General features: G+C 71.2%; 19 protein-coding genes and 1 pseudogene. 3 read left to right on the top strand and 17 right to left on the bottom strand.

The genetic code is table 11. The annotated features are described in order from the left end of the window. Nucleotides 1-34 precede the first annotated feature (34 nt). The 4 genes from ABD331_RS13850 to ABD331_RS13865 form a co-directional block, all read right to left on the bottom strand. Nucleotides 35-520: a peptidase inhibitor family I36 protein gene (locus tag ABD331_RS13850; RefSeq protein ID WP_344474417.1), complete on the bottom strand. Its 486-nt coding sequence runs from the start codon at nt 518-520 to the stop codon at nt 35-37. Between the two features lie 54 nt (nt 521-574). Next, complete coding sequence (locus ABD331_RS13855) at nt 575-1,465, bottom strand: hypothetical protein (RefSeq protein WP_344474419.1); 891 nt, start codon at nt 1,463-1,465, stop codon at nt 575-577. 85 nt (nt 1,466-1,550) lie between these two features. Then, nucleotides 1,551-2,531: a helix-turn-helix domain-containing protein gene (locus tag ABD331_RS13860; RefSeq protein WP_344474422.1), complete on the bottom strand. Its 981-nt coding sequence runs from the start codon at nt 2,529-2,531 to the stop codon at nt 1,551-1,553. A gap of 127 nt (nt 2,532-2,658) precedes the next feature. After that, the gene (locus tag ABD331_RS13865; protein ID WP_344474424.1) at nt 2,659-3,537 is read right to left on the bottom strand and encodes an MBL fold metallo-hydrolase; all 879 of its coding nucleotides are present in this window, start codon (nt 3,535-3,537) and stop codon (nt 2,659-2,661) included. Nucleotides 3,538-3,644: 107 nt separating this feature from the next. Here ABD331_RS13865 and ABD331_RS13870 point away from each other — a divergent pair, with 107 nt between their 5' ends. Beyond that, a complete protein-coding gene (locus ABD331_RS13870; protein WP_344474427.1) occupies nt 3,645-4,073 on the top strand; it encodes a MarR family winged helix-turn-helix transcriptional regulator in 429 nt (142 codons plus the stop codon). 105 nt (nt 4,074-4,178) lie between these two features. Here the strand turns inward: ABD331_RS13870 and ABD331_RS13875 are convergent, their stop codons facing one another. From ABD331_RS13875 to ABD331_RS13895, 5 genes are all read right to left on the bottom strand, one after another. Further along, entirely contained in the window at nt 4,179-4,712 is a 534-nt protein-coding gene (locus ABD331_RS13875; protein ID WP_344474430.1) for an Imm21 family immunity protein, read from the bottom strand. A gap of 1 nt (nt 4,713) precedes the next feature. Continuing rightward, nucleotides 4,714-13,797, bottom strand: coding sequence for a SpvB/TcaC N-terminal domain-containing protein (locus tag ABD331_RS13880; protein WP_344474433.1), 9,084 nt, complete (start codon nt 13,795-13,797; stop codon nt 4,714-4,716). Between the two features lie 271 nt (nt 13,798-14,068). Further along, nucleotides 14,069-14,563 carry a hypothetical protein gene (locus ABD331_RS13885; RefSeq protein WP_344474435.1) on the bottom strand — a complete coding sequence of 165 codons (495 nt, stop codon included), beginning with the start codon at nt 14,561-14,563 and terminating at the stop codon, nt 14,069-14,071. Continuing rightward, on the bottom strand, nt 14,563-14,949 hold the full coding sequence (locus tag ABD331_RS13890; RefSeq protein WP_344474438.1) for a hypothetical protein: 387 nt from the start codon (nt 14,947-14,949) through the stop codon (nt 14,563-14,565). The genes ABD331_RS13885 and ABD331_RS13890 overlap by 1 nt, the downstream gene beginning before the upstream one ends. A 59-nt stretch (nt 14,950-15,008) precedes the next feature. After that, nucleotides 15,009-16,298, bottom strand: a complete 1,290-nt coding sequence (locus tag ABD331_RS13895; RefSeq protein ID WP_344474441.1) for an RHS repeat domain-containing protein — start codon at nt 16,296-16,298, stop codon at nt 15,009-15,011. Between the two features lie 147 nt (nt 16,299-16,445). On the opposite strand from ABD331_RS13895, the gene ABD331_RS13900 reads away from it, so the two are divergent. Continuing rightward, entirely contained in the window at nt 16,446-17,225 is a 780-nt protein-coding gene (locus ABD331_RS13900) for a hypothetical protein (RefSeq protein ID WP_344474443.1), read from the top strand. 305 nt (nt 17,226-17,530) lie between these two features. Continuing rightward, nucleotides 17,531-18,061 (top strand): annotated as a pseudogene (locus tag ABD331_RS13905) (SMP-30/gluconolactonase/LRE family protein); the annotation flags it as partial. A 76-nt stretch (nt 18,062-18,137) separates the two neighbouring features. Here the strand turns inward: ABD331_RS13905 and ABD331_RS13910 are convergent. The 8 genes from ABD331_RS13910 to ABD331_RS13945 are packed head-to-tail and all read right to left on the bottom strand — an operon-like array spanning nt 18,138 to nt 26,839. Continuing rightward, nucleotides 18,138-19,205, bottom strand: a complete 1,068-nt coding sequence (locus ABD331_RS13910) for a PrpF domain-containing protein (protein WP_344474446.1) — start codon at nt 19,203-19,205, stop codon at nt 18,138-18,140. A gap of 11 nt (nt 19,206-19,216) precedes the next feature. Then, a complete protein-coding gene (locus ABD331_RS13915; RefSeq protein ID WP_344474448.1) occupies nt 19,217-20,002 on the bottom strand; it encodes an N-acyl homoserine lactonase family protein in 786 nt (261 codons plus the stop codon). Further along, complete coding sequence (locus ABD331_RS13920; protein ID WP_344474451.1) at nt 19,999-20,871, bottom strand: NAD(P)-dependent oxidoreductase; 873 nt, start codon at nt 20,869-20,871, stop codon at nt 19,999-20,001. The genes ABD331_RS13915 and ABD331_RS13920 overlap by 4 nt, the downstream gene beginning before the upstream one ends. Beyond that, nucleotides 20,868-21,731, bottom strand: a complete 864-nt coding sequence (locus ABD331_RS13925) for an isocitrate lyase/PEP mutase family protein (protein ID WP_344474454.1) — start codon at nt 21,729-21,731, stop codon at nt 20,868-20,870. The genes ABD331_RS13920 and ABD331_RS13925 overlap by 4 nt, the downstream gene beginning before the upstream one ends. Then, on the bottom strand, nt 21,728-23,227 hold the full coding sequence (gene tcuA / locus ABD331_RS13930; RefSeq protein WP_344474457.1) for an FAD-dependent tricarballylate dehydrogenase TcuA: 1,500 nt from the start codon (nt 23,225-23,227) through the stop codon (nt 21,728-21,730). Before tcuA ends, ABD331_RS13925 begins: the two co-directional genes overlap by 4 nt. Nucleotides 23,228-23,255: 28 nt before the next feature. Then, complete coding sequence (locus ABD331_RS13935) at nt 23,256-24,566, bottom strand: MFS transporter (RefSeq protein ID WP_344474460.1); 1,311 nt, start codon at nt 24,564-24,566, stop codon at nt 23,256-23,258. A 54-nt stretch (nt 24,567-24,620) separates the two neighbouring features. Next, nucleotides 24,621-26,084 (bottom strand): aldehyde dehydrogenase, encoded by a 1,464-nt coding sequence (locus ABD331_RS13940; RefSeq protein ID WP_344474463.1) that lies wholly within the window; start codon nt 26,082-26,084, stop codon nt 24,621-24,623. Further along, on the bottom strand, nt 26,081-26,839 hold the full coding sequence (locus ABD331_RS13945) for a GntR family transcriptional regulator (RefSeq protein WP_344474466.1): 759 nt from the start codon (nt 26,837-26,839) through the stop codon (nt 26,081-26,083). The genes ABD331_RS13940 and ABD331_RS13945 overlap by 4 nt, the downstream gene beginning before the upstream one ends. Between the last annotated feature and the right edge of the window lie 64 nt (nt 26,840-26,903).

Here is a 26,903-nt window from a genome sequence, read left to right on the forward strand (position 1 = left end):
CGCGCAACCGGCGAGCCGCTCCCCCGCTCATCCCCTACGGGCAGCTACTGGCCCAGATGTGCGAGCTGATCTTGTTGTTGGCGTTCTCGCCGGTGTTGAACAGCTCCCACCCGAGGGCGAGGTCGCCCCAGGAGTCCCCGAGCCCCAGGCACATGTTCGGCCCCGCGTAGACGTAGTCCCGGTAGAACCGCACGTCGTCGAAGGTCTCGACGTAACCGTTGTTCCACATGGACGTGGTGCGGTTGTCCATGTTCGGGCAGGTTCCGCCGATGTTGCGGTAGTCCTGCTCGTTGGTGGGCGTCCCGCACCACGATCCGGTGAAGTTGCGCAGGTCGTAGATGTAGACCCGCCCGTCCGGTGCGGCCAGGCGCGCCCCCGGAGCCGCCGGGACCGGCGCGTTGGACGTCCCGCCGACCGATGGCTCGTCGGCGGGGCCGGTCTGCGCCAGCGCCGTGGGCGCGCCGACGAAGATGGCGGCGGCGGGCACCACGGCGAGCAGCGCGGCACGAAGTTTTCTCATGATGATCTCCCCTTGTGTGATTGGTGCGGTACGCGCCGGCGCGGGATCGCCGGGTCAGTGCCCGGCGATGATCGCGGCGGCGCGTGGGAGCGCCGCGAGCTGCAGGTCGCGCTTGGCCCCCAGCGCCGCGCGATACTGCTCCTCGACGGCACGCTTGTACTGGCCTTCGAGCCGGTGCGCCGTGGCGGTGAGCCCCGTGCCTGCGGCGCAGGTCGCCTCGGCCACGGCGACGCGGATCTCCCTGGCCCGCCCGCCCTCCGGCCGGAGTGCGTCGCTCCGGGCCTGCGCCGGGGTGGAGTAGGCGTGGCCGTGCTCGCGCATGCACCCCGACCAGCGCCGCACGGCCTCGCCGAACCGCGCGTCCGCCGTCACCTTGGCGACGCGGAGGCCCGGCAGGCTGCCGGTGATCTTCTCGGCCCGGTACCACGCGTCGAGGTCCCCGTAGAGCCGCCGTTCGGCCTGCGAGGTGCAACTGCTGTCACTTCTGCGGACGACGCCGCCCGTGGGCAGCCGCGTCTGGAGGCCGTCGGCCCGCGCGCCGTTCAGCGCGACGAGGGCGGCGGCCCGCCGGTCGGGAGGCAGGCTCTCGAAGTAGCGCCGGTTCGGGTCGGTGCGGCGCAGTTCCGCGATCCGGTCCCGCAGGTCGCTCCCGTACCCGTGCCGTCGCGCCCAGGCGACGTCGGTGACGGCGTACGGGAACTCCAGGTATTCGGGGACGGGGCTGCGGAACGGGGTGGGCCAGGTCTCGAAGCCGTGCCCCCGCATGCAGTCGCGCAGCAGCAGTTCCTCCGCCCGGTGCAGCCTCTCCTCGTCGTGTGGGGTCGGCTCTTCATGCCGTACGGTGGCGGCGTCCGGAACCGGTCCGGCCGCGGTCGCCGAGCAGCCGCAGACGAGCGCCAAGAAGGCCGCGCAAACGCCGCCCGCCGCACAGTCGCGTAGTTTCATGTCCGCCCGTTCTCCCCGCCAGAACTTCCACCAGCAGAATGCGATCCGCGGCGGGGCCCCGTCTTTCGGGAAAGCGCACAGCCCTTTAGTCGGCGCGCACTGTCGCGTGCTCCCGGCGGAACTGGCTCGGCGTGAGTCCGTACGCGCTGCGGAAGGCCTGGCTGAAATGCGCGGAGCTGGTGAAACCCCACCGGGCGGCGATCGTGCTGATGGAACGGTCGGTCAGCCACGGGTCCGCCAGGTCGTGCCGGCACTGCTGCAGGCGGCGCTCGCGCAGCCAGCCGGTGACGGTGTGCCCTTCGTCGTGGAACAGCTTGTGCAGGTAGCGCAGGGAGATGTGGTGGGCCGTGGCGATCGTGTCCGGGCTCAGGCTCGTGTCGCCCAGGTTCCGCTGGACGAAGGCGTGGATGCGGGCCATCAGCGCCCGCCGCCTGGTGTGCGGCGGCACCGCTCGCCCGGCGTCCAGCGTGTCGGCCAGCGCCACGGTCAGCACGTCCAGCGTGAGGGTGGACAGCCGGGCGAGGTCCGGCGGGCTCAGCTCGTCCATGCGCAGGGCGAGTTGCCGCAGGAACTGCGACGACAGCGCGCCGACGCCGCGGTCACCCGGGATGCGGACCGCGCTCAGCCGCCGCAGCTCCCCGGCGGGCAGGGTGAGCGACGAGCGCGGGAAGCAGAGGAGCAGCAGCCGGCTGGTCCGCTCCTCCGGGACGAGCCCCGCCAGGTAGGGGCGAGAGGTGTCGTACAGGACCAGATCTCCGATGCCGAGATCCGCGTGCCTGCCGTCCTGCTCCATCATGCTTCTGCCGCGTACGACGCAGCTCAGCTTGAACACCTCGGGATCGGCCTGGCGGATGAGCTTGGGCGTACGGCGGACCGAATGCGGCGTCGTCGTCATCAGCATCGCCTTGACGGAGCCGAGGTCGCTGATGTGGAGCCGCGCCTGGAAGCGGCTCCGCAGGGCCGGTTCGCAGCGTAATTCGTAAGGGACCCAGGTGCTGGAGCTCACCTCCTGCCAGAAGGAGATCCGGTCCTTCGCCGGGATTTCGGCGGTGCTGATCACGTCCATGGCTCCCCCGTGCCGTCGATCGTGGACCGGCGTGCGTGGCCGGTGCTTCACCATGGAGGCAGGACAGCATCGGGCGGCTTCGGCCGTGCTTCACATCGGCGTCAGGTCGCCGTCGCGGGCGAGCGGGTCAGGCGTCCAGGGGCTGCCAGGCGGAGCCGGCGCCGTCCCTGCGGACCTGCCCGAAGACGGCGTCGGCGAAGTGGACGCCGAAGCCGATCGTGCCGGGCTCCTCCAGCTCGGCGACGAGCCGGCGGCGGTGCTCGGCGGACCGGGCGCGGTCATGGTCGTAGAGGCAGGACCACTCGGGGTGGTCCACCTGGATCGGGGAGTGCAGGGCGTCGCCGAAGGCGATCAGCCGGGTTCCGCCGCCGGTGATGACGTACTGCGTGTGCCCGGCCGTGTGACCGCCGGTGACCTGGACCCGTACGCCGGGGAAGATCTCCTGCCCGTCCGCCACGGTGCGCACGCGCGGCGTCAGCGCGGCGGCCACCTCCTCGGTGACGCCCTGCGCGGACAGGTCGCGCTGGGCCCATTCCGGTTCGGACACCAGGTACTCGGCCTGGGTGAACACGGGCTGGTCGCCGCCCGGGGCGAGGCGCCAGGCCCAGCCGAGGTGGTCGATGTGCAGGTGGGTGAAGGCCACCGCCTCGATGTTCTCCGGGCCGCGGCCCAGCTCGGCCAGGCTGTCCAGCAGCGCGCCCCCGTGGACGGCGCCGTTCGGGCTTCCGGGCTCGGCCGGCAGCGACACCGGGCCCCACCCGGCGTCGATCAGCAGTGCGCGGTCGCCGTGCTCCACCAGGAGGCCGCCGGTGCTCGCCACGAGGTGGCCGGAGGCGTCGAGGTACTGCGGGTGGGCGGCCCAGGTCTCCTCGGTGGTGTCCGGGAGCCAGCTCAGCGGCCTGCCCTGGATGGCGCCGTCCGGCACGAAGGACACCTTCGTGTCGCCCAGCCGCACCGAGCGGATCCCCGCCGGGCGGCTCAGCCGTTCGTCCTGGTCAACTGTCATGGTCGTGTCTCCTTCTTCCTCGTCAGCGACCAGGCCACCATAAGCATCAAGCTTGAATGAGTCAAGCTTGAATTATGCTGGCTTGATGGATTTGCTAGCATGGGCGCATGACCACGTCCCCGGAACCGCAGGCCGTCGCCGAGCGGGAGCTGTGCGGCCTGGTGAACGGGCTGGCCCAGCAGATCGCCGTTCACGTACGCGAGCGCGCCGCCACCCTGGGCCTCACCGCGGCCCAGGCGACCGCGCTGCGGGAGATGACCGGGCCGATGACCATGCGTGAGCTGGCCGAACGCATGAGCTGCGAGCCGTCCAACGCCACCTTCATCGTGGACAAGCTCGAGAAGCAGGGCTTGATCGAGCGTCGCCCCCACCCCACTGACCGGCGGGCCAGGCAACTCGTCCTCACCCCGGAGGGTGGCGGCCTCCGTGAGCGGCTCCTGATGCTGCTCGTTCAGGACTCGCCGCTGGCCGGCCTCAACGCCGAGCAGCAGCGCACCCTTCAGGACCTGCTCGAACGGGCCATCGTCCGGTCATGAGCCGACGGCCCCGAGCGATCTCGCGGCGGGTGCTGGCGGTGCTCGCACGGGGAGTGCCCCGAAGGTGGGTCAACCGGCGTACGCGTCCCAGCCCAGCTTGATGGATCAGTGGTGAACGGGTCCCGCGAGGACGAGCTCGACCAGGGTGACCCAGAGCGCGCTGCCCGCGTCGGGCTCGTGATGCGCGGCCCGCACCTCGTACCGTCCCGGCGGAAGATCCAGCCGCAGACGGGCGGGAGCCTCCGCACCGGGATAGACCGAGTCGAAGAGCACCAGCGGCTCCGTCACCGGCAGGCCGGCGATCGGCTCCCACCTGGCCGTCCCCGCGATCGAGCCGATCCCCGAGAGGATCTCCTGGTCGGCGGCGAGGGCCAGGCGTTGCACGAGCAGGGAGCGGTCAGGCAGGAACGTCGCGGGTGAGGGGTCGTCGGTCAGGGCCAGGGCGGGGTGACCGGCGTGCTCGAAGACGGCCGCGAGCCCGGACAGCTCGCACACTCTCCCGTAGTCGGTCTCCTCCTCCGGCGGGTCGTCGTCCTCGTCCGGCCCCACCGCGCCCTGCCAGGTCCCGGCGAGGGATTCGGGCAGGGCGACGAGGGGGCCTCCCAGGGAGGTGATCCAGGTGAGGTCGGAGTTCTGCACGCTATGGAGTGTTGACGAATCGCCTGGGGAGGATCAACCCCGACGCGGACTGCCGCCATCCGGAGGGATTTCGCCCGGTGAGCAGCCGCATGGTGAGGTTGCCCTGGCGGTTCTGGCAGGTCTCGCAGTGCGGCAGGCCGACCTGCGGGGTTCCGCGCGGGACGAGCCCGGTGATCTCCATGTGGTCGAGCGTCCAGGCGCCCGACGCCCGGGGGCTGCCCGCGCCGCAGGAGTGGCAGCCGAACTGCTCCCCGACGCGCTGGACGATGCGCCGCTCTCGCGCACTCATCTCGCCGAACGTCGACAGGTTCACCGGCTCGACGGCGTTCGGGCCGGGGAACAGGAGGGACGCCTGGTCGGGGCGGCACGGGTTGGTGTTGTGGACGAGGACCGGCGTGGCGCCCGTCAGCACGTAGTAGGTGTGCAGGTCGGCGACGGTCAGGTTGTGGACGCGCTGCTCGGCCGTCCACGCGGCGACCGCCTCGATCTGGACGTACGTGCCCGCGGAGGTGCGCAGCCACATGCCGGGTTCGAGGTCGCCGGCGTCGACCCAGCGGTCCAGCCGCGGCACCCAAAAGGGGTGCCCGTCGGTCGCGGTGACGTCGGCGGTCCCGCCTGAGCCGAGGTCCACCGTGATCTTGACGAGGTGCTTGTCGCCTTCCCCGGTGATCAGGGCGGTGACGGGCTGGGGTTCGGTGCGGCCGGTCTCCGGGTCGGTGGCGACGACCTGGTCGCCGACCCGTACGTCCTCGATCGGTTTGGCGGTGCCGTCCGCCATCAGGACTTCGGTGTCCGGGGTGAAGCTGTTGAGCGCGCAGCCGCCCGTGGGCGCGTCCGTCCTGCGGAAGCGCTGGGCGATGTCGCCCGCCCGTTCGGACGCCCACTCGACGGCGCGGCGCCCCGCCCCGGTGTTGGCGACGAAGTCGGCGGCGCGTTCGACCACCCTGAGCCGGCCGATCGTGGCCTCGGCGCCCGCCTGGGCCACCGCCAGGCCGGCCTCGGCCGCGCCTTCCTGCCAGGTCTTGCGGCCTTCCGCGATGTCGGTGACGGTGCTGGCGACCGTCCTGGCGCCCTGGTAGGCGCTGTAGGCGGTCATGCCCCACATGACGCCCTTGCCGACGAGGACGGCGGCCGGGACGAGGAAGACCAGGTTGCCGTCGGGGTCGGAGTTCTGGACCGGGTTGTTGTAGCCGTAGGCGTAGAGGTTGAGGTTGCCCGGGTTGTAGACGCCGTCGTTGCCCTCGCCGCCGAGGTAGTCCTCGATGACCGGGTCGGCGGACTTCCACACCTGCATCCGCGGGTCGTAGTAGCGCGAGCCGTGGTAGTAGTACCCGGTCTCGGGGTCGAGCTCCTTGCCGGTGAACTGGTACGGGTTCGGCTGGCCCGGGCCCTCCTCCACCCAGGTCTCGCCGCCGGGGAAGTAGTTGAGGTGCTCGGCCAGCTTGCCGTTGCCGTCGGTGCCGAACGTGGTGGAGCCGACCTGGTCGCCGTGGTAGAAGAACTGGTCCTTCTCCAGCACGCCGGACGGCCTGGCGGTCTTCGTGGCGATCCGGGTGGTGCCGACGAAGACGTGCTTGTACTCGGTCTGGTTGCGGGCCGTGTAGTTCTGGTTCGGGTACAGCGTGGTCTGCGAGCTGTCCTTGACCACCCGCTGGCCCTGGTCGTCGTAGGTGAAGCGGACGGTCGGCGGCTTGCGGTGGTCGTCGCAGGCCGAGGGGTCCTGCGGCTGGGTGTCGTTCTTGGCGGTGTCGTGCACGCAGGCCAGGCGGTTGTCCTCGTCCCAGATGAGCTGGCGGCGGGGCTTGCCGTGCTCGTCGGACTCCTGGTCGATGAGGTTGCCGTTGCCGTCGTAGCGCATCGCGTCCGGGCCGACCCGGGTGGGCGCGTGCGGGCGGGAGCCGAAGCTGTAGACGTGGGAGTAGGTGGTGTCCTGCTGCACCTGCTCGCTGCCGTTGCTGGCGACGACGGCGTGCCGCTGCTGCTTGCCGACGAGGTTGTGGACGGTGTCGTAGGTCAGCCGGAGCGCGTAGACGTCGGTGGTGCCGACGTTCGGCGTGTACTGGCCGGAGGCCTGGGTCAGCCGGTACAGGTTGTCGTAGACGTAGGTCTGCGTGGACGGCCCGCCCAGCTTGGGGGTGGTGGAGCTGTCGGGAATGTTGGTGTCGTTCTGCAGCCGGGTGATGTTGCCGACGTCGTCGTAGCTGTAGCGGTAGCGCTGGAACTCGTAGCCGGTGGGCAGGGTGGAGCTGAGCAGCGCCAGGCTGCGGTCGGCGGCGTCGTAGCTGAACGTGGTGCTGGTGCCGTTGCCCAGGGTGATCTTGGTGCGCTGCTCGAACTTGTCGTACTGCAGGTCGCGCAGGTACGGGTAGGTGTGGCCGCCCTTGACGCCGGTGGCGGTGATCACCTGGCCGCCGGAGTCGTAGCCGTAGGTCAGCACCTCCCCGTCGGGGTAGGTGAGCTGCAGCACCCGGCCGAAGCTGTCGTGGCGGTAGCCGGTGGTGAAGGTCTTCGTGTGGTAGCTCGGGCCCGGTAACGTCTTGCTCTCGGAGACGACCTCGCCGAGCGGCCCGTACTGGCGGGTGGTCACCCCGCCGGCGTCCTCGACCTTGGTGACCCGGCCCGCGCCGTTGTAGGGCGCGCCGGGGCCGCCGTAGGTGTAGCGGACGTCGTTGGCCTGGAACACCGGGTAGTCGATCTTGACGAGCCGGTCGAAGTCGTACTCGTAGGTGATCTTCTTGTCCCGGTCGTCCAGGTTCGCGGTGACCTTGCTGGTCGGGTTGCCGGCCAGGTCGTAGCCGGTGACCGTGCGGCCCGAGTCGGGGCTGGACACCGTGGTGCGGCGGCCGAGGTCGTCGTAGGCGCTGGCCGTCTGGTTGCCCTGGTCGTCGGTGACCTTGGTGAGCTGGCGCAGCGGGTCGTAGACGTAGCTGGTCCACAGCGGCGGGCCGCCGTTGACCGGGTTCGGCTCCCGCACCGCGGTCTTCAGCTCCCGCACGTCGGTGAAGGTCGCCTTGGTGTTGCCCTCGGCGTCGGTCACCGCGGTGGAGAACTGCTTCGCGCCGGAACGGTCGTCGCCGAAGCCGTACGCGGTCGTGCTGCTCGTGCCGTCAGGCAGGACGGTCTGCAGCAGCCGGTCCCGCACGTCGTAGCTGCTCGTGGTCGGGTAGACGCGGTCGAAGGCGGCGTTGAGCCGGACGTTGGCGGCGCCCTTGGCCTCGCTGAGCGGGTAGTACTGCTCGACCGTGCGGCCGAACTCGTCGAAGACCGTCCGGCCCGAAACCGTCATGCCGTCGGCGCCGGCGATCCTGGCGTCCTTCTTGGTCTGCACGACCCTGGCCAGGCCGTCGACGAAGGTGACGGTGTCGATGGTGTCGGCCTTGACGGCGCCGTCCGGGGCCCGGTCGAGGTGGCGGGTGACCGCGTACGGGACCGTCGCCTCGGGGTGGTACTCGAACGCGATGGTCGGCTTGCCCGCGCCCGCGTCGTGCGGCCCTGTCACGGTGGCGACCCGGCCGGCGTCGTCGTAGGTGTGGGCCATCCGCTGGTTGTTGATGTCCACCGAGGTCTCGGTCTCGCCGAACTTGAGGTTGTAGGTGGCCGAGGACCGGTAGCCGTGGCTGTCCAGGATCGAGGTGACGTAGGTGCCGGTCACGTCGTCGTAGCCGTAGGTGCGCTGGAAGCGCTGCCCCTTGTGGTTGGCGGGCGCGGTGAGCGTGGCGACCGTGCCGTTCGGGTGGTAGGTGGCGTCGGTGACGGCGGCCTTGTCGTCGTCCAGCCTGGCCCGGTGCCGGGTGAGGTTGCCGGTGGCGCAGTCGACGTCGGCCTCGCTGCGCCGCATCACCTTGCCGCCGCCGCGCACCTCGGACTTGTTCGCGATGCCGACGATGTAGGCCTCTGCGCAGGCGGTGTAGCCGGTGGTGGTGACCACGTCGTCGGCGCCGCCGCTCTCGCCGTGGTCGGTGTTCCTGATCTGGTTGCCGTACTTGTCGTAGGCCAGCTCCGTGCGGGTCTGCTTGCCGGGCGTGGGCTGGCCCTCGTACCAGCGTTCGTCCGTGCGCACCAGCATGGGGAAGATCGAGGCGGTGGTGCTGCCGCCGTTGCCCGCGCCGCCGGTGGTCACGTCGCGCAGCTCGTACGTCTGGAGCTGCTCGGTGAACGGCCTGCCCTCGCCGTCGGCCATGAGCGTGCGGGTGAGCAGGCCCTTGGTGTAGTGGCCGGTGGTGTCGTAGGTGAAGGCGAGCGTCCGGTAGAGGCCGTCGTTCCTGTCGCGGGCCTGCGCCGTCACCGACGCGTAGCCGCGGAACTCCCGCTCCAGCCGGTCGAACACGCCGCCCGCGTAGGTGTAGGTGGTGCGCTGGACGTCCTCGCCGTCCCCGGCCAGGCCGTCGTGGCTGCTGACCGAGCTGAGCACGAACCGCGAGCCGGGCAGGTCGTAGGTGTTGCCGTCGCGGGTGTAGTCCAGCTCGATCGTCGCACCCAGCGGCCGTTTGACCGTCTTGAGGAGGTTCGTCCGGCCGGTCTGGTTGGCCGCCACGGTGAGCTGGTCGTCCGCGCTGGAGGCCAGGTGGTCGGCGAAGCCGTCGCCGTTGATGTCCCTGATCATCTGCGAGGCGCGCGAGGCGCCGGTGGAGGTGTCGGCGCCCGGGTTGATGATGACGAACCCGCCGAACCCGAACGCGATCGGGATCGAGATCGTGAAGTACGCGCCCGCGCCCAGCCGGGCGTTGACGTCGCCGCTCACCCCGGACAGGCTGCCGGCGAACTCGACCGGCGCGGCGAACCCGCTGCCGGTGTTGATCGCCACCCGGATCGGCGACCCGGCGAACACCCGGTCGGCCAGGTTGTCGCCGTTGACGTCGGCCAGGGTCGCCGAGGTGGTGCTGTCGCCCTGGTTGAGCGACGCGCCGCCGGCGAAGCCGTAGAAGTCGGTGTTGAAGCCGATGTTCACGCCGGAGTTGTCGCTGCTGCCGTCGTTGAGCGGCCCGCCCGGCCACGGCTCCGGCGCGGCGAACCGGTAGCCCAGGTTCAGCGCCGCGCGCCCGTCCGCGAACACCCGGTCGGGCAGCTCGTCGCCGTTGATGTCGAGCAGGTCGGTCTCGGCGTCGGACGTCCCGGAGCCGAGGTTCCCGCCGATGCCCAGCGGCGGCAGGTCGTTGCCGGACGACGACGTGCCGGCCGACCTCGTCCCGCTCGGCGCGGCGTCGCCCCGCCCGGTGGCGATGGTACGGGCCGCGCTGCCCGCGTTGGCGTTGCCTGACCTGTTGTCCGAGGAGCGCACGGCCCCGCCCGGCGTGTCGCCGCGCGTCTGGCCGAGCACCCCTGACGGGTCGGTGTACTGGATGCCGCCCGCGCCCACCACGTCGGGGAAGCCGTCGGCGTTCATGTCGAAGTAGTCCAGCTCGCCGCTGGAGGTGCCGGTGGCGACGCTGCCGCCGACGGTGCCGACCTCGCCGCCGACGCTGCCGGTCACCGAGATCTGCTGCGAGCGCGACATGCGCGGCACGGCCCGCACGCCGGACACGTCCGCCGTCGTGGGCAGCCCGATCGACTGGCCGCCCAGCCGCGAGCTGGTCACCGTCGCGCCGGAGACCGACAGGTCCTCGCCGGAGGCCCAGCGGTCGCGGTCCGGCTCGGGCACGAACAGGATGGCGTTCGGCGGGGTGACCCGCGGGTCCTGCTCGAACTCCGCCAGGTCCCGCTCAGGGTCGACGTCCTGCGGCAGCTCCGACTGCAGGTCCGCCATGCTGTCCAGGTCGTCCTGCCGGATCGGCTGGGTGGCCCGGTCGCCGTTGCCGTTGTAGCCGACGTACGCCCAGCCGCGGTACGGCCGCCCGTAGACGCCCTCAGGGGCGGGGCTGTTGACCGTCGCCGCCGCCTCCACGCCGTCCACCAGCACCGACCCGGCGGTCAGCAGCCCGGTCGCCGTGGTGAACTCGAAGTACAGCTCGTCCTCGGCGGCGGCCTCGACCTGCAGCGGCACCGGCTCGGCACCCAGTGTGACGCTCTGCTTGGCCAGCAGCGCGCCGGGCTTCTTGACCGTGAAGGTCACCTGGCCGGTGGCGCCGTCGGCGGCGACCGGCTGCGGGGTGATCGTCAGCGTCCCGGCCGCCGCGACGGCATGCGGCGACGGCGGGGCGGTCGCGTTCGAGACGGGGTAGGTGTCGATGTCGTACGGCGCGGAGAACTCCTGGCCGAACTCGTCCGGCACCGGCGCGGCCTCCGTGTAGGCGGCCGTCGGCTTCCAGGCCAGGGCGGTCACGTCGATCGGCGAGTCCGTCCTGACCCGCCACGTCAGCTCCTGGCCCTGGGTGACCTGCACCGTCGCGGCCACCGGCACCTCGCCGGTGAACGCGGCGGGCACCTGCCGCTCGAACACCGGCGTCCCCGCGCGGCTGATCACGACGGTCAGGTCGTCGGTGGTGGCGGCGCTCTTGGTCAGCGCGCCGCCCAGGTCGAGGGTGCCGTCGCGGGGCACGGTCACGCTCGCCGCGCGCCCGGCCAGCGTGAAGTCGTCCGCCGCGGTGTACGCGGTCAGCGGCAGGCCGTTGGCGTCGGCCGTCTCCGGCAGCCCGGTGTAGGTGACCTTCGGGTTCCAGGTCACCCGGTCGGCGGCGCCGTCGTGCACCGACCCGACCCGGAAGTACAGGTGCTGGCCCTTGCTCACCTCGATGCCGTCCACGCCCTGCGGCGCGTGCTCGCCCCGGTCGTCCGCCGCGATCCGCGCCGACCACAGCTCGTCGTCCTCGTGCTGGACGGCCACCCGCACCCCGTCGGGGTCGGCGAACGCGGGCAGCTCGCCCTCTGCCTCGTTGAGCCGGGCGGCGCCGGTGACGGCGACCGTGCCGTCGAACGGGGCGGTCCACCGGCGCACGGTGTCCACCAGCGGGAACGACTGCTCGCGCCGCTCCCGGTCCTGCGCGTAGTCGGGCAGCAGGCCCTCGGCGTCCGCCTCGCTGCCGCCGATCGGCACCGGCGTGTCGCCCGCCGCGCCGAACACCGGCACGCCGTCGGCGCCGACCCGGCCGAACAGCACGCTCTCGCCGTTGACCAGGTCGGTGATGCCGTCGGCGTTGACGTCGCTGAAGTACCGGTCGGTGGTGCTGATGGTGTCGACGTAGTCCAGTTGCACCGCGCCCGCGCCCGGGTAGGCCTCGACGCCGACCGTGCGGGAGCTGGAGTCCTGCTCGAAGATGCCCGGCAGGTTGCGCAGCGGCGTCGGCTGCGCGGCGAAGCGCGGCTCGCCGCCCGGCCTGGACAGGTTCTTGCGGAAGACGTAGCCGCCCCCGCCCTCGAACACCTTGTCCGGCAGGCTGTCGCCGTCCACGTCGATCAGGGCCAGCAGCCCCTCGTCGGAGCCGCGGCTGAAGCCGGCCTTCACGCCGACCGAGTTGCGCTTGCTGGGCAGCGGCCCCCAGCCCGTGTAGAGGTGGCCGCCCGCGCTGGTGGAGGTGTTGCCGTTGATCGCGCCGGCCTCGCCCGCGCCGGGACGGACGCCGTTGACCAGCCCGTTGGACAGGCCGTCGTCGGGCGAGGTCCAGTCCACCCGCTCGAACGCCGTGTAGTTCCCGGCCGCGTCGCGGATGTCGTCGAAGTAGCCCAGCTCGTGGCTGTTGAACAGCTTCCCCGCGGCGTCGTACTGCTGGATCTTCGACAGCAGCGTCTTGCCGAACGCGCCCCGCGCGTACACGAAGTCGTAGCGGCGGATCGGCTCCGCGCCCAGCCGCACCTCGATGCGGCGCAGCAGGTCGGACACCACGTGCTTGAACCCGCCCAGCGCGTTGATCGACACGTCGGGGCGGCGCGGCTCGCCGAGCTCGCGGTCGCGCACGAACGTCACCGAGTACGGGCCGTCGGCGTCGCCCAGCCCCGTGTAATTGGCCTTCTTCAGGTAGAGCGCGCGACCGGCGACCGTCCCGCCCGCCACCCCGGCGTCCTCGACGGTCACGTACTGGTAGCGCATCGTGTTGCCGTTCGGGTCGCGCACCTCGCGCAGCGCCCAGGTGAAGACGTTACCCGCGTCGTCGGCCAGCACGGCCCCCTCGCCGCCGTACGTGTACCGGATGCCGGACTTGTCGGTCACCTCCCAGCCGTACGTCCTCGGCGAGTCGCCCTTGCGCACGATCCGCGAGAACTGGCCCTCCACCCGCTGGTGGAACACCTTGTCGGCGATCCGCGCCGGCGGCGTCCCCCGGTGCGCCACCGGGGTGAGCTGCTCCCCGGCGAGCACGTACGTCTCGGTCTCCTTGTCCGCGTCGTAACGCGGCACGCCCCACCGCGTGTCGATCGAGATCGACGGCAGCGACAGATCCCAGCCGACGCCCATCCAGCCGTTCACCGACGCCGAGGAGTAGTTCACGGCCAGCGACGGCTGCATGTCCTCGCGGCCCGCGGGCAGCTCGATCGGGTACGACAGCCGGGCCTCGCCCTGGTTGTTGGCCGACGGCTCACCGATCTGGTTCACCTTCGCCGACGGGTTGCCCGCCTGGATGCCGGTGATCTCCGTCGGGTCGGAGGACACCTGCTCGGGCCCCTCCGGCGCGGTCACCGTGGCGTTCACCATGTCGGTGAAGTGGTCCGTCCTGGAGACGATGAGCTGCTGCTCGGTGTCCACCGCGACCCGCACCAGCGCCCGCCAGCAACTGCTCTCCTCGTCGAAGAAGAACGTCCGCACGTCCTCCGGCGTCAACCCGGCCGCGGCCAGCTTCTCCGTGTCGTACGGCAGGCTGATCGTGATGTCCTGCTCGAACTCGAACGGCGTCGGCGTGAACCGGTAACCGGCCCTCGGCGCGCCGGTCACGTTGTCCATCCCGGCGCCCAGCACCGGCAGCTCCGCCTCGGTCAGCGGCGTGATGCCGATCTCGGTCGGCTCGTCCAGCGCCGTGCTGCCGATGTCCAGCCGCGCCCCGTCGTGCGTGATCGTCTTCGGGCCCTTGGCGTCGGCGGTCGCCTGGTGCGCCGTCCGCTGCACGGCGGCCGGGGCGGGGGCTCCGGGGATGCAGTCGGTGGAGACGGGCTGCTCCGCGGCTGCGCTCTGGGTCGTCGCTGGGACCAGGGCGGTTGTCGTCAGGGTGAGGGATGTGAGCACGCATAAGACGCGTGAACGCATACTGATCACGTTCACCACTCCAAGCTCGGGACTCGTTCGCACTGAGGGGGTGCAGGACTTGGCAGGGGGCTGCGTAGGTGATCAGCGCCGCGCCTCATCGATAACATCGGCGATCAGGGCTGTCCAGGGCCCAGCGTGGTCACGCTCCGGAGTTGTCGCCTGACACAGGCTCGTGGCCAGGCAGATCAACTCGGTATTTGATTACAGACCGTGAGGATAAGGGTTCATTCGGCGCGGCCGAAATCGGCGATTACTGCGGTGCGGCCCGTTCTCGGGCGATCCGCCTGATGCGTTTCGTACTCCCCGAGGCCGCCAGATGTTCGAGCAGCCGCCGCCGAGGGCTCGTCTCGGCCAGGCGTAGCTGCAGCCAGTCCGACCACCCCGCCTCCGCGTAGCTCTCCTCCTCGCCGTCCCCGGCCGGTTCGGCCAACGCGTCGAGCACGGCGAGATCCCGCGCTCGCGCGTCCGCGTAGTCCCTGTCACCAGGCTGCGGCAGTCGCCGGATCCAGGCGGCTCTTTCACCGGCCGGGACCAGCTCCAGCACTCGCAGGACGACGGTGAGCGCCAGTGCGGCGTCGCGCTCGTGCACGACAGCCCGGCCCAGCGGGTCCATGGCGTGCACGCCTCTGTCCTGGAGTGCTCGCCGGTAGACGCGCCAGCGCTCGTGCTCGTCCGTCCAGTCGGCGATCTCTTCGCCGTGCAGCCGGGCCAGCTCGGCCACCGCCTGGTGCAGAAACTCCGTCATCAGTCGCAATCGTTGGTCTCTACGGGGTTGTTCTTGCGGTACTCTTTCATCTTTTTCTTCAGACTCGACCGGATGAGGCTGCGGTATTTCTCGATGATTTTCTCCTGCTCGGCGGTCAGCACCACGTCTCTGCCGACCGGCTTGCCGTTCTGGCCTATCTGAATGTTGAACCCCTTGCCGCGAAGGTGTCCGTGCGCAGGCCCGTGGTCATTGGCGAAAATCACGAATTCGTACTTTCCGGACCGGAAGACGACTCCCGATGCTCCTCTGTCGTTGTGAACGAGGACATCGGAGCCTCCGGCGGCAACATAATACGTGTGCGCGTCGGCGACCTCTATGTTGTGCACGCGCTGGAAGCCGGTCGTCCACACGGCGGTCGCGGTCACCTGGACGGACGTGCCGGCGCTCGTCCGCAGCCAGACGCCTGGCCGAAGTCGCGTGGCCGTCACCCATGCGCGGTCCGCCGGAAGCCAGAAGGATGTTCGGCGGTGGCGACGATGGTCGCGGTCGCCGTCCCTCCGCCGCCGTCGGTGTTCACCGAGATCCGGACGAGATTCTTGGCGCCCTCACCGGTGACGACGCCGATGACGGGCTCGGGACGCGTCTCGCCCGACACAGGGTCCGTCGCGAGCACCTCGTCACCGACCGCGACTTGCTCGATCGGTTTTTCCGAGCCGTCGGCCATGACGACCAGGGTGCCCGCCACGAAGCTGTTCCTGCTTCCGCATACGGAGGCGACCGCCTTGTCGGCGGCTTCTCTCGCCTTCTCCGCCGTCTTCAGCTTGTCCTTGGCCCGCAGCCAGTTCTTGAAGGCGCTGATCGCGTCGCCGGCGTGTTTCCAGATGGCCTTGCCGAGTTCGTAGGCCTTCTTCCACTTCCACGGCAGAGCGTATTTGGCGGCCAGTTTGCCCGCGAGTCCCCCGGCGAGCGAGCCGAGAATGTTCAGCGCGGTCTCACCGCACGCCCCCAGGTCGCCGCTGGTGAAACACTTGATGCCCGCCGTGATGCCCAACTCATCGGCGGCGATCTTCGCGATCGCCATGATCGAATTCAGCAGGGCTTGCAGTTGACGGTTGACCTCGGCCATGGCGGCCTTGACGCTGGCCTCTGCTTGTTTCTTGCGTTCGATCTTGCAGGCGGTGCTCTTGGGCTTGGCGCAAGGGTCGGCGGGGCCGGCGTCGTCGATGACCTTCAGGCCGGTCGGGTCCGACGCGCCGATGGGGTTGTTGCCGGCATAGGAGTAGGGATTGCTCCATTGCGGCTTGGAAAGATCGAGCAGCGGATCGGCAGAGATGAACCTGGCAAGGGACGGATCGTAGTATCGGGCCGACAGGTAATCGAGACCCGTGGAGGCGTCCTCGGTCTTCCCGAGGAAGCCGCGGTCCGTCAAGGGCAGATCGTCGATGCCGCGACGCTGGCCGAAGGGCAGGTAGCGTTCGCGGGAAACCTGTCCGGAAACGCCGTCGATGACCAATTGGGTGGAGCCATGCAATCCCGAGGCCATCCAATTCAGGCCGGTGCCGGTACGCATGGCGACGACGGCGCCATCCGGGCCGGTGTAATACCGGGTGGCCTTGACGCCGGCGTCACTGGTCCGGATCTCCATCGGGCCGAGATAGAGCGTGGCCGTGCCGTCGGGATCACGACGGATCATCCGTTCGCCGTCGGCGTCGTAGAGCATCGACGTTTCCTGGCCATCGACGACGGCCTTGTCCAGCTGCCCGAGGGAACGCATTTCCGCGGAGCTTCTTGCTGAAAGTTTCCCCAGCCACAGCCCCTCCACCAGCACCGTTGCCGACGGCCTTCGCGCGTACCCCATCACTCGACGCTGAATGCCGTACCTTACCTTCGCTCACCACATTCGCCTCATGAAGGAGTCGTCGTGCGTACATGGCCGGCCCGCGCCCTTGTGCCCTTCCTGCTGGTTCCGCTGACGGCGGCCCCCTCCGCCTCGGCTCAGACGGACGCGCGCACGTGCGCGAGAGCGAGCCTGCTGTTTTGCGAGGACTTCCAGGCCATGCCGCTCGGCGGCGCGAGCAGCCTGCGCTGGGGCATCGACACCAAGCACGGCACCCTCACCGTCGAGCCCGGCGGGCGGCGCGGGCAGAAGGTGCTGCGCGTGCACACCGAGGGCAACGGCCGCGCGTTCCTGAAGGTGGATGACTTCGCCGCCCCGGGCAACAGCTTCTACGGCCGCGTACGGTTACGGGTCGCCGCGTTCCCGGCCGCGCCGGACTGGGCGCACTACACGCTGGTCGAGGCGACCGGCGACGGGCCGGAGATCGTCCGCCCGCTCGGCGGCCAGTACGCGCCGCCGCCCCACGGCGGAGCCGCGTACTGGGGCGTGGGCGCGGACGGCGGCCCCACCGGCGACTGGACGAACTGGCGGACCACCGCCCCGTCCGTCGCCGGGGCCTGGACCTGCGTGGAGTGGCGGATGGACGCCGCCGACAACCGGGTCTCGCTGTGGTTCGACGGGGTGGCCAAGCCGGAGCTGACCGTGTCGACGCGGGAGCACGGCGGCAATCCGGTGGACTTCGTCTTTCCCCGGTTCGACACCGTCAAGGTGGGGTGGCAGCTCTACCAGGCGAACCCGTCTCCCGCCGGCTTCGACGTGTGGATGGACGACATCGCGTTGAGCAGCCGGAGGGTGGGCTGCTGACCGCCGGTCCGGAGGTCAGCCCCGCATCCTGGTGTACAGGAACAGCGCCAGGCCGCCGAGGATGGCGACAAGGCCGAGGACGGACAGGCCGAGCGCGTACGTGCCGGTGGCGGGACCACCCGGGCCGAGATCGAGGAGTACTGCTTCTGCGAGCGCTGCCTGCGCGGCTTCAACCAGTCCACCGGCAACGAGCTGCCGGTGGACGACCCGCGCAAGGCCGCGGCGACTTCGGCGACGCCGTACGGGAGGTGCTCGGCCAGGATCTCGGGGCCTGATCTCGCGAGAGGCCGAGCACACCGAGCGGCGAGGTGCGCACCCTGCTGGACGCCATCGACGGCATCCCGCTCAACGCGCCGAACGACCTCTGCTTCGACCAGCACGGCGGCTACTACTTCACCGACCCCGTCTGGGCGCAACGCGACGAGCACGGCAGCGCCCCCGCCGCCACCTCCCCGCCCGGCGACCTCTGCTACGTCAGCCCGGACGGCACAGCCCGCCGGATCCACCACGGCCTGCGCTTCCCCAACGGCCTGCACGTCACCCCCGACGGCCGGACCCTGCTCGTCGGCGAAACCGGCACCGGGCTCGTCCACCGCTTCGACCTCACCGCACCGGGTTCACTCGGAGCACCCACCACCTACGTGGACCTCGGCCCCGGCAGCTTCCCCGACGGCATGTACTTCGACCGTGACGGCCGGCTGCTCGTCGCCGGCACCGGCTCCGGCGCCGTCTTCGTCGTCGCCCCCGGCGGCGGCACCGTCGAGGACACCATCCGGTTCGCCGACCCGGACGTCACCAACGTCTGCTTCGGCGGGCCCGACTGGCGCACCCTCTTCGTCACCCAGGCCTCACTCGGCCGCGTGGTCGCCGTCGAATGGCCGGTGCCCGGCGAGGCCCTGTGCGCCGGCCGATCTAGAAGGGGCCCGCCGGATGAACCGTGCCCGCCATCAGGCGGCGGGCGGTCCTGGTCACGCCGACCGACCGGACGGGCGAACCGCCTGAGGGATCGACGTCGGCCAGAACCTCGACCACCCCCTGCGGATGCCTGATGCGGACCTCCTCCCCCGTCACACCCGACGCCACCGCGGACGGGACGGTGCCGGGCAGGCGGACGGCGGCGGCCAGGCACAGCGCGCCGGTCATCGGCAGCGTGTGATGGATCTTCCCCATGGAGACGCCGAGCGCCGTCACGTGGTGCCCGTCGTCGGCGGGCTCGCCGACGAGGACGATGCGCGGGACGATCGGCGACTCCTGGGCGGCCCGGTCCGGGGAGGTGGCGCGGCCGAGAGCCACCGCCGCCGCGCCACGCAACCGCTCCACCCGGACCAGCAGATCGGCGTCCCCGTTCAGCTCGGCCGGCCGCGGGGCGGCGAGGTCCACGCCCAGGTCGCGGGCCAAGGCGAACACGTACGGATGCGTGACGTCGAGGATCGTCACCCCGGCCGAGCCGTCGAGCACCTGTGACGACGCCTCGCCGCGCCCTGGATCGAGGTAGCGGGTGACGACCGGCGCGCCGGACCGCCGTACGCCCGGGATGTGGTGCTCCCCGTCGGCGCGGGCGCGCCCGTCACGCACCGGCACCTCGGCCAGCACCCGCACGCCGGTGTTGCCGTTGCGCAGCCGTACGCGCGTCACCGGCTCGACGGCGGCCACCAGTCCCTCGTCGATCGCGAACGGGCCGACGGCCGTGGTGAGGTTGCCGCAGTTGCCCGACCAGTCCACGATCGGCTGGTCGATCCCGACCTGCGCGAACCAGTAGCACACGTCGTCGCCGTCGCGGCCGGGCTCGACCACGATGACCTTGCTGGTGCTGGAGTGGGTGCCGCCCAAGCCGTCGATCTGCATCGGGTCGGGGCTGCCCATCAGGTCGAGGATGAGGGCGTCACGGCCGGGGCCGGGCGGTGGCAGGTCGCGGGCGTGCAGGAACAGGCCCTTGCTGGTGCCGCCGCGCATCAGCACGGCGGGGATCGGTTCGTTCACGGTGGCTCCCGTCAGGCGATGCGGACGGCCCGGCCGTCGAGGCCGTCGACCGGGTCGAACCTGGTCAGGACGGCGGGGTCGTGTCCCGGCACGATGAGGTCGGGCGAGGTGGCCAGGCCGCGCATCAGGTCGAAGGTGTCGTACATGGCGGGCAGGTCGGTGAGGACGCCGAAGGGGGCGTCGTCCTCGACGTTGGCATACAGGTGGGCCGCGTCGGCCGCCAGCACGACGGTGCCGCGGGCGGTGGCGACGCTGACGATCTGCAGCCCGGCGGTGTGCCCGCCGACGTGGTGCACCCGCACGCCTGGCACCACCTCGCGCTCGCCGTCCACGTACAGCAGCCGCCCGTCGAGCCCGTACCCGGCGAGCCGCTGGATGTCCTCGCGTTCGACGAGTCTGCGGAACTCGTGGCGGGCGGCGTGCCGGCCCGTCCAGAACGCCATCTCCCTGGCCTGGACGACGAACCGGGCGCCGGTGAACGCCTCGACGTCGCCGACGTGGTCGTAGTGGAAGTGGGAGAGGATCACGTACGGCACCGCCGTGCGGTCGACGCCGAGGTCGGCCAGCGCCCGCGACGGCGCGTACCAGTGCTCGCGGCGGCGGCGTGCCGCGGTCTCGGCGGTGAAGCCCGCGTCGAACACGATGTCCTGGCCGGGCGACCGGATGAGCCAGACGAAGTAGTCGAGCTGCGCGGGTTCGTCCATCGGCTCGGCGGCGGACCCGTAGAAGTACTCTCCGTGCTTGCCTGAGGGGTGCTGGCCGAACTTGACGGCGTAGACCTCGTGCGTCGCCGTCACCGCTGCTGCTCGATCACGCGGACGACGACGGTGTGGTACGCCTCCGCGTGTCCCTGTTCGCAGGCGTCGCCGAGCAGGTCGTGTGCCAGGTTCCCGGCGGGCAGCCGCACCCCGGTCTGCTCGGCCAGGTCGAGGACGTACCCGATGTCCTTGCGCATGTAGGCGGCGGGGAAGGCGCCGCGCGGGTGGGTGTTGGGCAGCAGTGCCTTACGGCCGTGGTTGTCCAGCACGAAGCTCGCCGCCGACCCGGCCCCCAGCGCGTCGAAGAGCGTGTCGTCGCCGACCAGCCCGGTGCGGCGGGCCAGCGTGACCGCCTCCGCCAGGGCGACGACGGTCTCGAAGACGACCAGGTTGTTGAGCAGCTTGATCAGCGCGCCGGCGCCGGGCGGGCCGCAGTGCCGTACTTCGGTGGCCATGCAGCGCAGGTACGGCTCGACGCGGGCGAAGGCGTCGGTGCTGGGGGCGCCGACGGTGATGCTCAGCGTGCCGTCGACGGCCGCCTGCCGGGTGCGGGCGACGGGTGCGTCGAGGAAGGTGAGGCTCTCTCCGGCCAGCATGGCGGCCAGGCGCTGGGCCAGTTCCACGGGCGAGGTGCTCAGGTCCACCACGATCTGGCCGGGGCGGGCGTTCGGCAGCACGTCGTTCAGGACGACGGACTCCACGTGGGGTGCGGCGGGCAGCGACAGGAAGACGATGTCGCTGCGGCGGGCCACCTCGGCGGCCGAGCCGGCCTGGTCGGCCTCGCAGGCGTCCAGGGCTTCGGCGTTCAGGTCGAACGCCGTCACCGGCACGCCGGAGCGGCGTACGAGGTTGCGGCACATCGGGCCGCCCATGACGCCGAGGCCGATGAAGCCGAGTCTGATGCTCACGGGGTTCCTTCCTGAGTGGTGTAGCGCGCCTCCAGTTCCTCGAACTCCGGCCGTCTGACCAGCCGTTGCCGCTCGGCCCAGCTCGCGAGCTGCGACTCCCCCGGCGCGGTTCCCCCGCGCAGGGTGTGCAGGGCGTCCTGGATGCCCTTGATCCCGGCCAGCAGCGGCAGGTTGGCGTGCAGGGCGATGGCGAAGCCCAGCTCCCGCAGCCGCCGCTCGGGCAGCATGGGGGTGACGCCGCCGTGCACGAGGTTGATGATCTGCGGCCCCCGCACCCGGGCCGCGACCGTCTCGACCTCGGCCTCCGATCGCGGCGCCTCCAGGAACACCACGTCGGCGCCCGCGTCGCGGTAGGCGTTGGCCCGGGTGCAGGCCTCGTCGAGGCCGGCCACGGCGCGCGCGTCGGTGCGGGCGACGATCAGCGTGTCGTCGTCGCGCCTGGCGTCCACGGCGGCGCGGATCTTGGTGATCATCTCCTCGGCGGGGATGACGTTCTTGCCCGCGAAGTGGCCGCAGCGTTTGGGGAAGGTCTGGTCCTCGATCTGGATCGCGTCGGCGCCAGCCCGCTCCAGGTCCCGTACGGTGCGGCGGACGTTGATCGGGTTGCCGAACCCGGTGTCGGCGTCGACGATGAGCGGCACGCTCACCGCCTCGCGGATCGCCGCCACGTGCGCGACCAGTTCGCTGAAGGTCAGCAGCCCGATGTCGGGCACCCCGAGATGGGTGTTGGCCAGGCCCGCGCCGGTGACGTAGACGCTCTCGAAGCCGCAGTCCTCGATCACCCGCGCGGTCAGGGCGTTGGCGGCGCCGGGCACGACCAGCAGCCGTCCCGAACCGACCAGCGTGCGCAGGGTGCTCACCCGGCATCACCCGCGGCTCGCGCCGCCGCGTTCCGTCCGGCGATCCTGCCGAACACCGCGCCGCGGACGAGGCCCGCCCCCGCGGCGTAGTTGTGGTAGAAGAAATCGCCGGCGATCTCGCCGGTGGCGTACAGGCCGGGCATCGGCCGTCCGGTCGTGTCCACTACGCGCGCCTGTGTGTCGATCTTCAGGCCGCCGTAGGTGAAGGTGATGCCGCAGGTGACGGCGTAGGCCACGTACGGGGGCTTGTCCAAGGTCTGGGCCCAGTTCGACTTGGGCGGCTGTCCCGGCGGGCGGGCCGCGAGGCCGTCGAGGCGCATCGGGTCGAATCGGGTCGCCGCGTCGCCGGCGACCGCCTCGTTGAAGGCCGAGGCCGTCTCGGTGAGCGCGCCGTCGGGCAGGCCGAGCCGTTCGGCCAGCTCCTCCAGCGTGTCGGCCTGGACGGGCGTGCCGGTGCGGTAGCGGGGCTCCAGCAGGTGGGCGGTCTTCTGGTCGAAGATCTGGTAGGCCACTCCCCCGGTCTGGCGCATGATGGCGCTGCCGGTCTTGGCATAGGTGAGCCAGACCTCGGTCTCGCCCTCGTCGACGAAGCGCCGCCCCTCGGCGTTGACGAGGATGGCGTACGGGTAGGAGTAGCGGCTCAGCTTGTCGGTCATGCGCAGGTCGCCGACGGGCGGGTGGGCGGCGTCCTGCGGGCTGGCGTGGCAGCCGCCCCAGTGGCCCGCCGGCAGCGCCCCGGCCAGCAGCGCCTGGGTGAGCATCGTGCCCGTGTTGAAGCGGGTGCCGCGCACCCTGACCAGGTCCCAGCCGGGGCCGAGGTAGCGCAGCCGCATCTCCGGGTTGGCCTCGAAGCCGCCGCTGGCCAGGACGACCGCGCCGCGTACCTCGTCGAAGCCGTCCTCGCGGCGCACCAGCACCCCGTCCACGGTGGCGCCCCTGGTGATGAGGCCGGCGGCGGGGGCGTCGTACCTGACCTCGATGCCGGCCCGCTCGACGGCGGCGAACAGCCGCTCGATCAGGCCGACGCCCTCGCCCTTGGCGCGGATCGCGCCGCCGGGCGGGATGACGTTGACGCGGTCGAGCTTGTCGAGGTCGAAGAGCTTGTTGGCGGTCAGCTCCCACTCGACGCCTTTGGCCCGCATCCACTGGAGCGTCTCGAAGGAGTCGCCGACGACGGTGTCCACCAGCTCGCGCGGCGGGCGGCCCATGGAGGTGGTCAGCCAGTCGTCGGTGTAGCGCTGCCGGGTGTACGGCGCGACGGACACCCGCGGCAGCACCTTGTCGTCCGACTCGGTGAGCAGCGGCCGGATCGAGTCGAGGCCGTCGTGGGCGGCGCGGAAGATGCCGCCGGAGAAGCGACTGTTGCCGCCGCGTTCCTCCTGGCTCGCCGCTTCGAGCACGATCACGCGGGCGCCCGCCTCGTGCGCGGCCAGCGCGGCCACCAGTCCTGCGTTGCCTGCGCCGACGATGACGACGTCGGTCTGCGTGGTGGACAAGGGTTCTTCCTTTCGTCGGGAGGTGAGGTCAGCGGCTCGGCGCCGGGTCGGAGACCCGCTGCGGTTCGGTGAAGCGCAGCCGTGAGGTCTCGGGCGCCAGGTACGCGGCCACCGCGCTGATCACCGCGGTGAGCACCATGTACCCGGCGAAGAACCACGGCCGTCCGTCGCCCGAGGTGACGAGAGCGGTGGCGATGAGCGGCAGCGGCCCGCCGAACAGCGCGCCGGCCACCTGGTAGCCGAGCGACAGACCGGTGTAGCGGACGGAGGTCGGGAACAGCTCGGAGAAGAAACTCGCCTGGGTGCCGTACACGGCGGAGTGCCCGACCGCCATGCAGACGGCGATACCGGCGAACAGCAGCGGGGTCGAGCCGCCGTCGATCAGCCAGAAGAAGGGGAACGTGCACACCGCGAGGAAGACCAGGCCGCCGATGTAGACCGGTCTTCTGCCGAGGCGGTCGGACAGATGGGCGAAGGCCGGCAGCGTGCCGGTCTCGATCAGCGCGGCGACGCTGACCGCGATGAGCACGGTGCTGGTGGAGTAGCCGAGCGTGGTCGTGGCGTAGGTCAGGATGAAGGTGGCGAAGGTGTAGAAGTAGGTGTTGGGCGCGATGTGCGCGGCGATCAGCAGCACGACCCTGCCGGGGTGGCGCCTGATCACCTCGGCCAGCGGCATGCGCACCACCGTGTGCGCCTGCTTCGCGTCCTGGAAGGCCGGGCTCTCCACGATCCGCATCCTGATCACGAGGCCGACCAGCACCAGCACGAAGCTGAGCAGGAACGGCACCCGCCAGCCCCACGACTGGAAGGCGTCCTCGGACATGCCGGTGAAGAAGGCGTAGAAGACGGCGGTGCCGAGCACCAGCCCTGCGGTCACGCCCATCTGGGGCCAGCTCGCCGCCAGGCCTCGCCGGCCGTCGCGGGCGTGCTCGACGGCCATGACGACGGCGCCGCCGTACTCGCCGCCGACCGCCAGCCCCTGCAGCACGCGCAGGGTGACCAGCAGCGCGGGCGCGGCCACGCCGATGCTCGCGTAGGTCGGCAGCAGGCCGATGAGCATGGTGGCCACGCCCATCCCGATGACGGTGACGACGAGCATGGTCTTCCTGCTCAGCCGGTCGCCGAAGTGCCCGGCGAGCACGCCGCCGATGGGGCGGGCGAGCCAGCCGGTGGCGAACGTGGCGAAGGCCAGCAGGGTGCCCGCGGTGGGTGAGAACTCGGGGAAGAACAGCTTGTTCAGGACGAGGGCGGCCGAGGTGCCGTAGATGAAGAAGTCGTACCACTCGACGGTGGTCCCGATCAGCGTCGCGAGTGCGACGCGTCGGCTCTGTCCGGACATGGGTCACCTCCATGAAGGGGTGCTGTGGGGGTGAGGAGGCTGCTGCGCGAGGTTTCAGGTGCGGATGGAGAACGGGTCGCGGGCCGCGCCGGAGTAGTCGATCATGACGTTCTGGACGTAGGTGTACTCGGCGAGCGCTTCCTCGCCGCGCTCGCGGCCGTAGCCGCTGCGCTTGACGCCGCCGAAGGGCGCCTGGGCGGCGGTGCTGCGGTAGGTGTTGATCCAGACCGCGCCGGCCTCCAGCCGGTCGGCGACGCGATGCGCCCGGTCGATGTCACGGGTCCAGACGCCGGCGGCCAGGCCGTAGTCGGTGTCGTTGGCGATGTGGACGGCCTCGTCCTCGTCGTCGAACGGGATGATCGACAGCACGGGGCCGAAGATCTCCTCAGTGGCGACGCGCATGCCGGGCGAGACGTCGCCGAAGACGGTCGGCTGCACGAACAGGCCCTTGCCGTGCCCCTCGGCGGCCCGCCCGCCGGTGAGCAGGGCGGCGCCCTCGCCCCTGGCCGCCTCGATGAGGCCGAGAATCCGGTCGAACTGGGGACGGTTGGCCACCGGGCCCATCTCGGTGGCCGGGTCGAGCGGGTCGCCCAGGCGGATCGCGGCCGCCCGCCGTACGACGGCCTCGCTCACCTGCTCGTACACGCGGCGGTGCACCAGCAGGCGGGAGCCGGCCACGCACGTCTGCCCCGCCGCCCCGAAGATGCCCGCCACGGCACCGCCGACCGCGCGGTCGAGGTCGGCGTCGTCGAAGACGATGTTGGGCGACTTGCCGCCCAGCTCCAGGGTGAGCGGGATCAGGCGGCGGGCGGCCGTTTCGGCGATGCGGGTGCCCGTCGCGCTGCCACCCGTGAAGCTGATCTTGTCGATGCCCGGATGCGCGGTCAGCCAGTCTCCGACCTCGCCGTCGCCGGTGACGACGTTGACCACGCCCGGCGGGAACCCGGCCTCGATCGCCATCAGGCCCAGCTCGCAGGTGGTCACCGACGCGTGCTCCGACGGCTTGACCACCACGGTGTTGCCCGCGGCGAGTGCGGCGGGCAGCTTGTTGGCCAGCAGCGCGATGGGCGAGTTCCAGGCGGTGACCAGCTCGGCCACACCGTACGGCCGGCGGCGGGTGAAGTCGAACATGCCGGGGTGGTCCAGTGGAACGGTCCTGCCGTAGATCTTGTCGGCGTAGCCGGCGAAGAAGCGCAGGTTACGCGCGGCGAAGACCATCTGGTTGCTCGTCTCGCGGATGACCTTGCCGTTGTCGCAGGTCTCCGCCCGCGCCATGTCGCCGGCGCGGGATTCGAGCAGGTCGGCCAGGGCCGTCATCAAGCGGGCGCGCTGCAGGCCCGGCGTGGTCCGCCAGGTGTCGCGGAAGGCCCCGCGAGCGGCCTCGACGGCGCGGTCGACGTCGCCGGCCGTCGCCGCGGGCACGGTCGCCCAGGCCTCGCCGGTGTACGGGTTGATCGACTCGAACCGGTCGGTCCCGTCCTCCGGGCGGCCGTCGATGACCATGCGGGCCTGCCTCACGGCCGCTCCCCTTCCGGCCGGCCCAGCTGCAGGCCACGACCGGCCGCCCGCTTGCGGTCACCGGCGGCGCCGTCCAGCAGTTGCCTGACGCTCTGGCGGGAAGCGTCCAGGTGGGCGTGCATGGCCGCGCCTGCCGCCTCCGCGTCCCGCGCCCGGATCGCCTCGAAGATGCGGAAGTGCTCCTCATAGGCGGCCTTGGCGCGGGCCGGCGCCTCACCGGAGCGCGCCCTGGCGAGCTGGAACTGCAGCCCCACGCTCCTGGCCGTCTCCACCAGCTTGAGGTTGCCACTCATGTCGAGCACCTGCTGGTGGAAGTCCAGGTCGCGGGGGTAGGGCTGGCTCGGGTCGGCCAGCGCCTCCTTGGTGCTGGCCAGCAGCCGCCCCAGCGCCTCGATCAGGTCGTCGTCCGCCCGCTCCGCCGCCAACGCGGCCGCCTTGCACTCCAGCGCCTGCCGCACCTCGACGAGCTGGTCGAAGGTGTCGGCGTCGAAGGCGGCCACGAACATGCCGCGCCCCGGCACCGCCCGCACCAGGCCTTCGGCGGCCAGCGCCTGCAGCGCTTCGCGGATGGGCGATCTGCTGATCGACAGCGTCTCCGCCAGGTTGAGCTCGTTCAGCCGCTCGCCCGGCTCGAACTGGCCGGACAGTATGAGCTGCCGGATGATCGTGGCAACCTCGTCGGCGAAGCGCCGGGCCTGGAACACCGAACTGTCGAAGCCTTCCGGCAGTCCTTTGCGGTCACGTGCGGGGGACATCGAACCTGCCAATCTTGTCGTCTGTCGACAGACGACAAGTTACGGCTTCAACGCTCCTCTTCAC

This window comes from Nonomuraea monospora (assembly GCF_039531895.1).
Lineage (GTDB): Bacteria > Actinomycetota > Actinomycetes > Streptosporangiales > Streptosporangiaceae > Nonomuraea > Nonomuraea monospora.

Coding starts and splice junctions, on each gene's coding strand:
- ABD331_RS13850 (WP_344474417.1), bottom strand. CDS start 520: ATGAGAAAACTTCGTGCCGCGCTGCTCGCCGTGGTGCCCGCCGCCGCC.
- ABD331_RS13855 (WP_344474419.1), bottom strand. CDS start 1,465: ATGAAACTACGCGACTGTGCGGCGGGCGGCGTTTGCGCGGCCTTCTTG.
- ABD331_RS13860 (WP_344474422.1), bottom strand. CDS start 2,531: ATGGACGTGATCAGCACCGCCGAAATCCCGGCGAAGGACCGGATCTCC.
- ABD331_RS13865 (WP_344474424.1), bottom strand. CDS start 3,537: ATGACAGTTGACCAGGACGAACGGCTGAGCCGCCCGGCGGGGATCCGC.
- ABD331_RS13870 (WP_344474427.1), top strand. CDS start 3,645: ATGACCACGTCCCCGGAACCGCAGGCCGTCGCCGAGCGGGAGCTGTGC.
- ABD331_RS13885 (WP_344474435.1), bottom strand. CDS start 14,563: ATGACGGAGTTTCTGCACCAGGCGGTGGCCGAGCTGGCCCGGCTGCAC.
- ABD331_RS13895 (WP_344474441.1), bottom strand. CDS start 16,298: ATGCGTTCCCTCGGGCAGCTGGACAAGGCCGTCGTCGATGGCCAGGAA.
- ABD331_RS13935 (WP_344474460.1), bottom strand. CDS start 24,566: ATGTCCGGACAGAGCCGACGCGTCGCACTCGCGACGCTGATCGGGACC.
- ABD331_RS13945 (WP_344474466.1), bottom strand. CDS start 26,839: ATGTCCCCCGCACGTGACCGCAAAGGACTGCCGGAAGGCTTCGACAGT.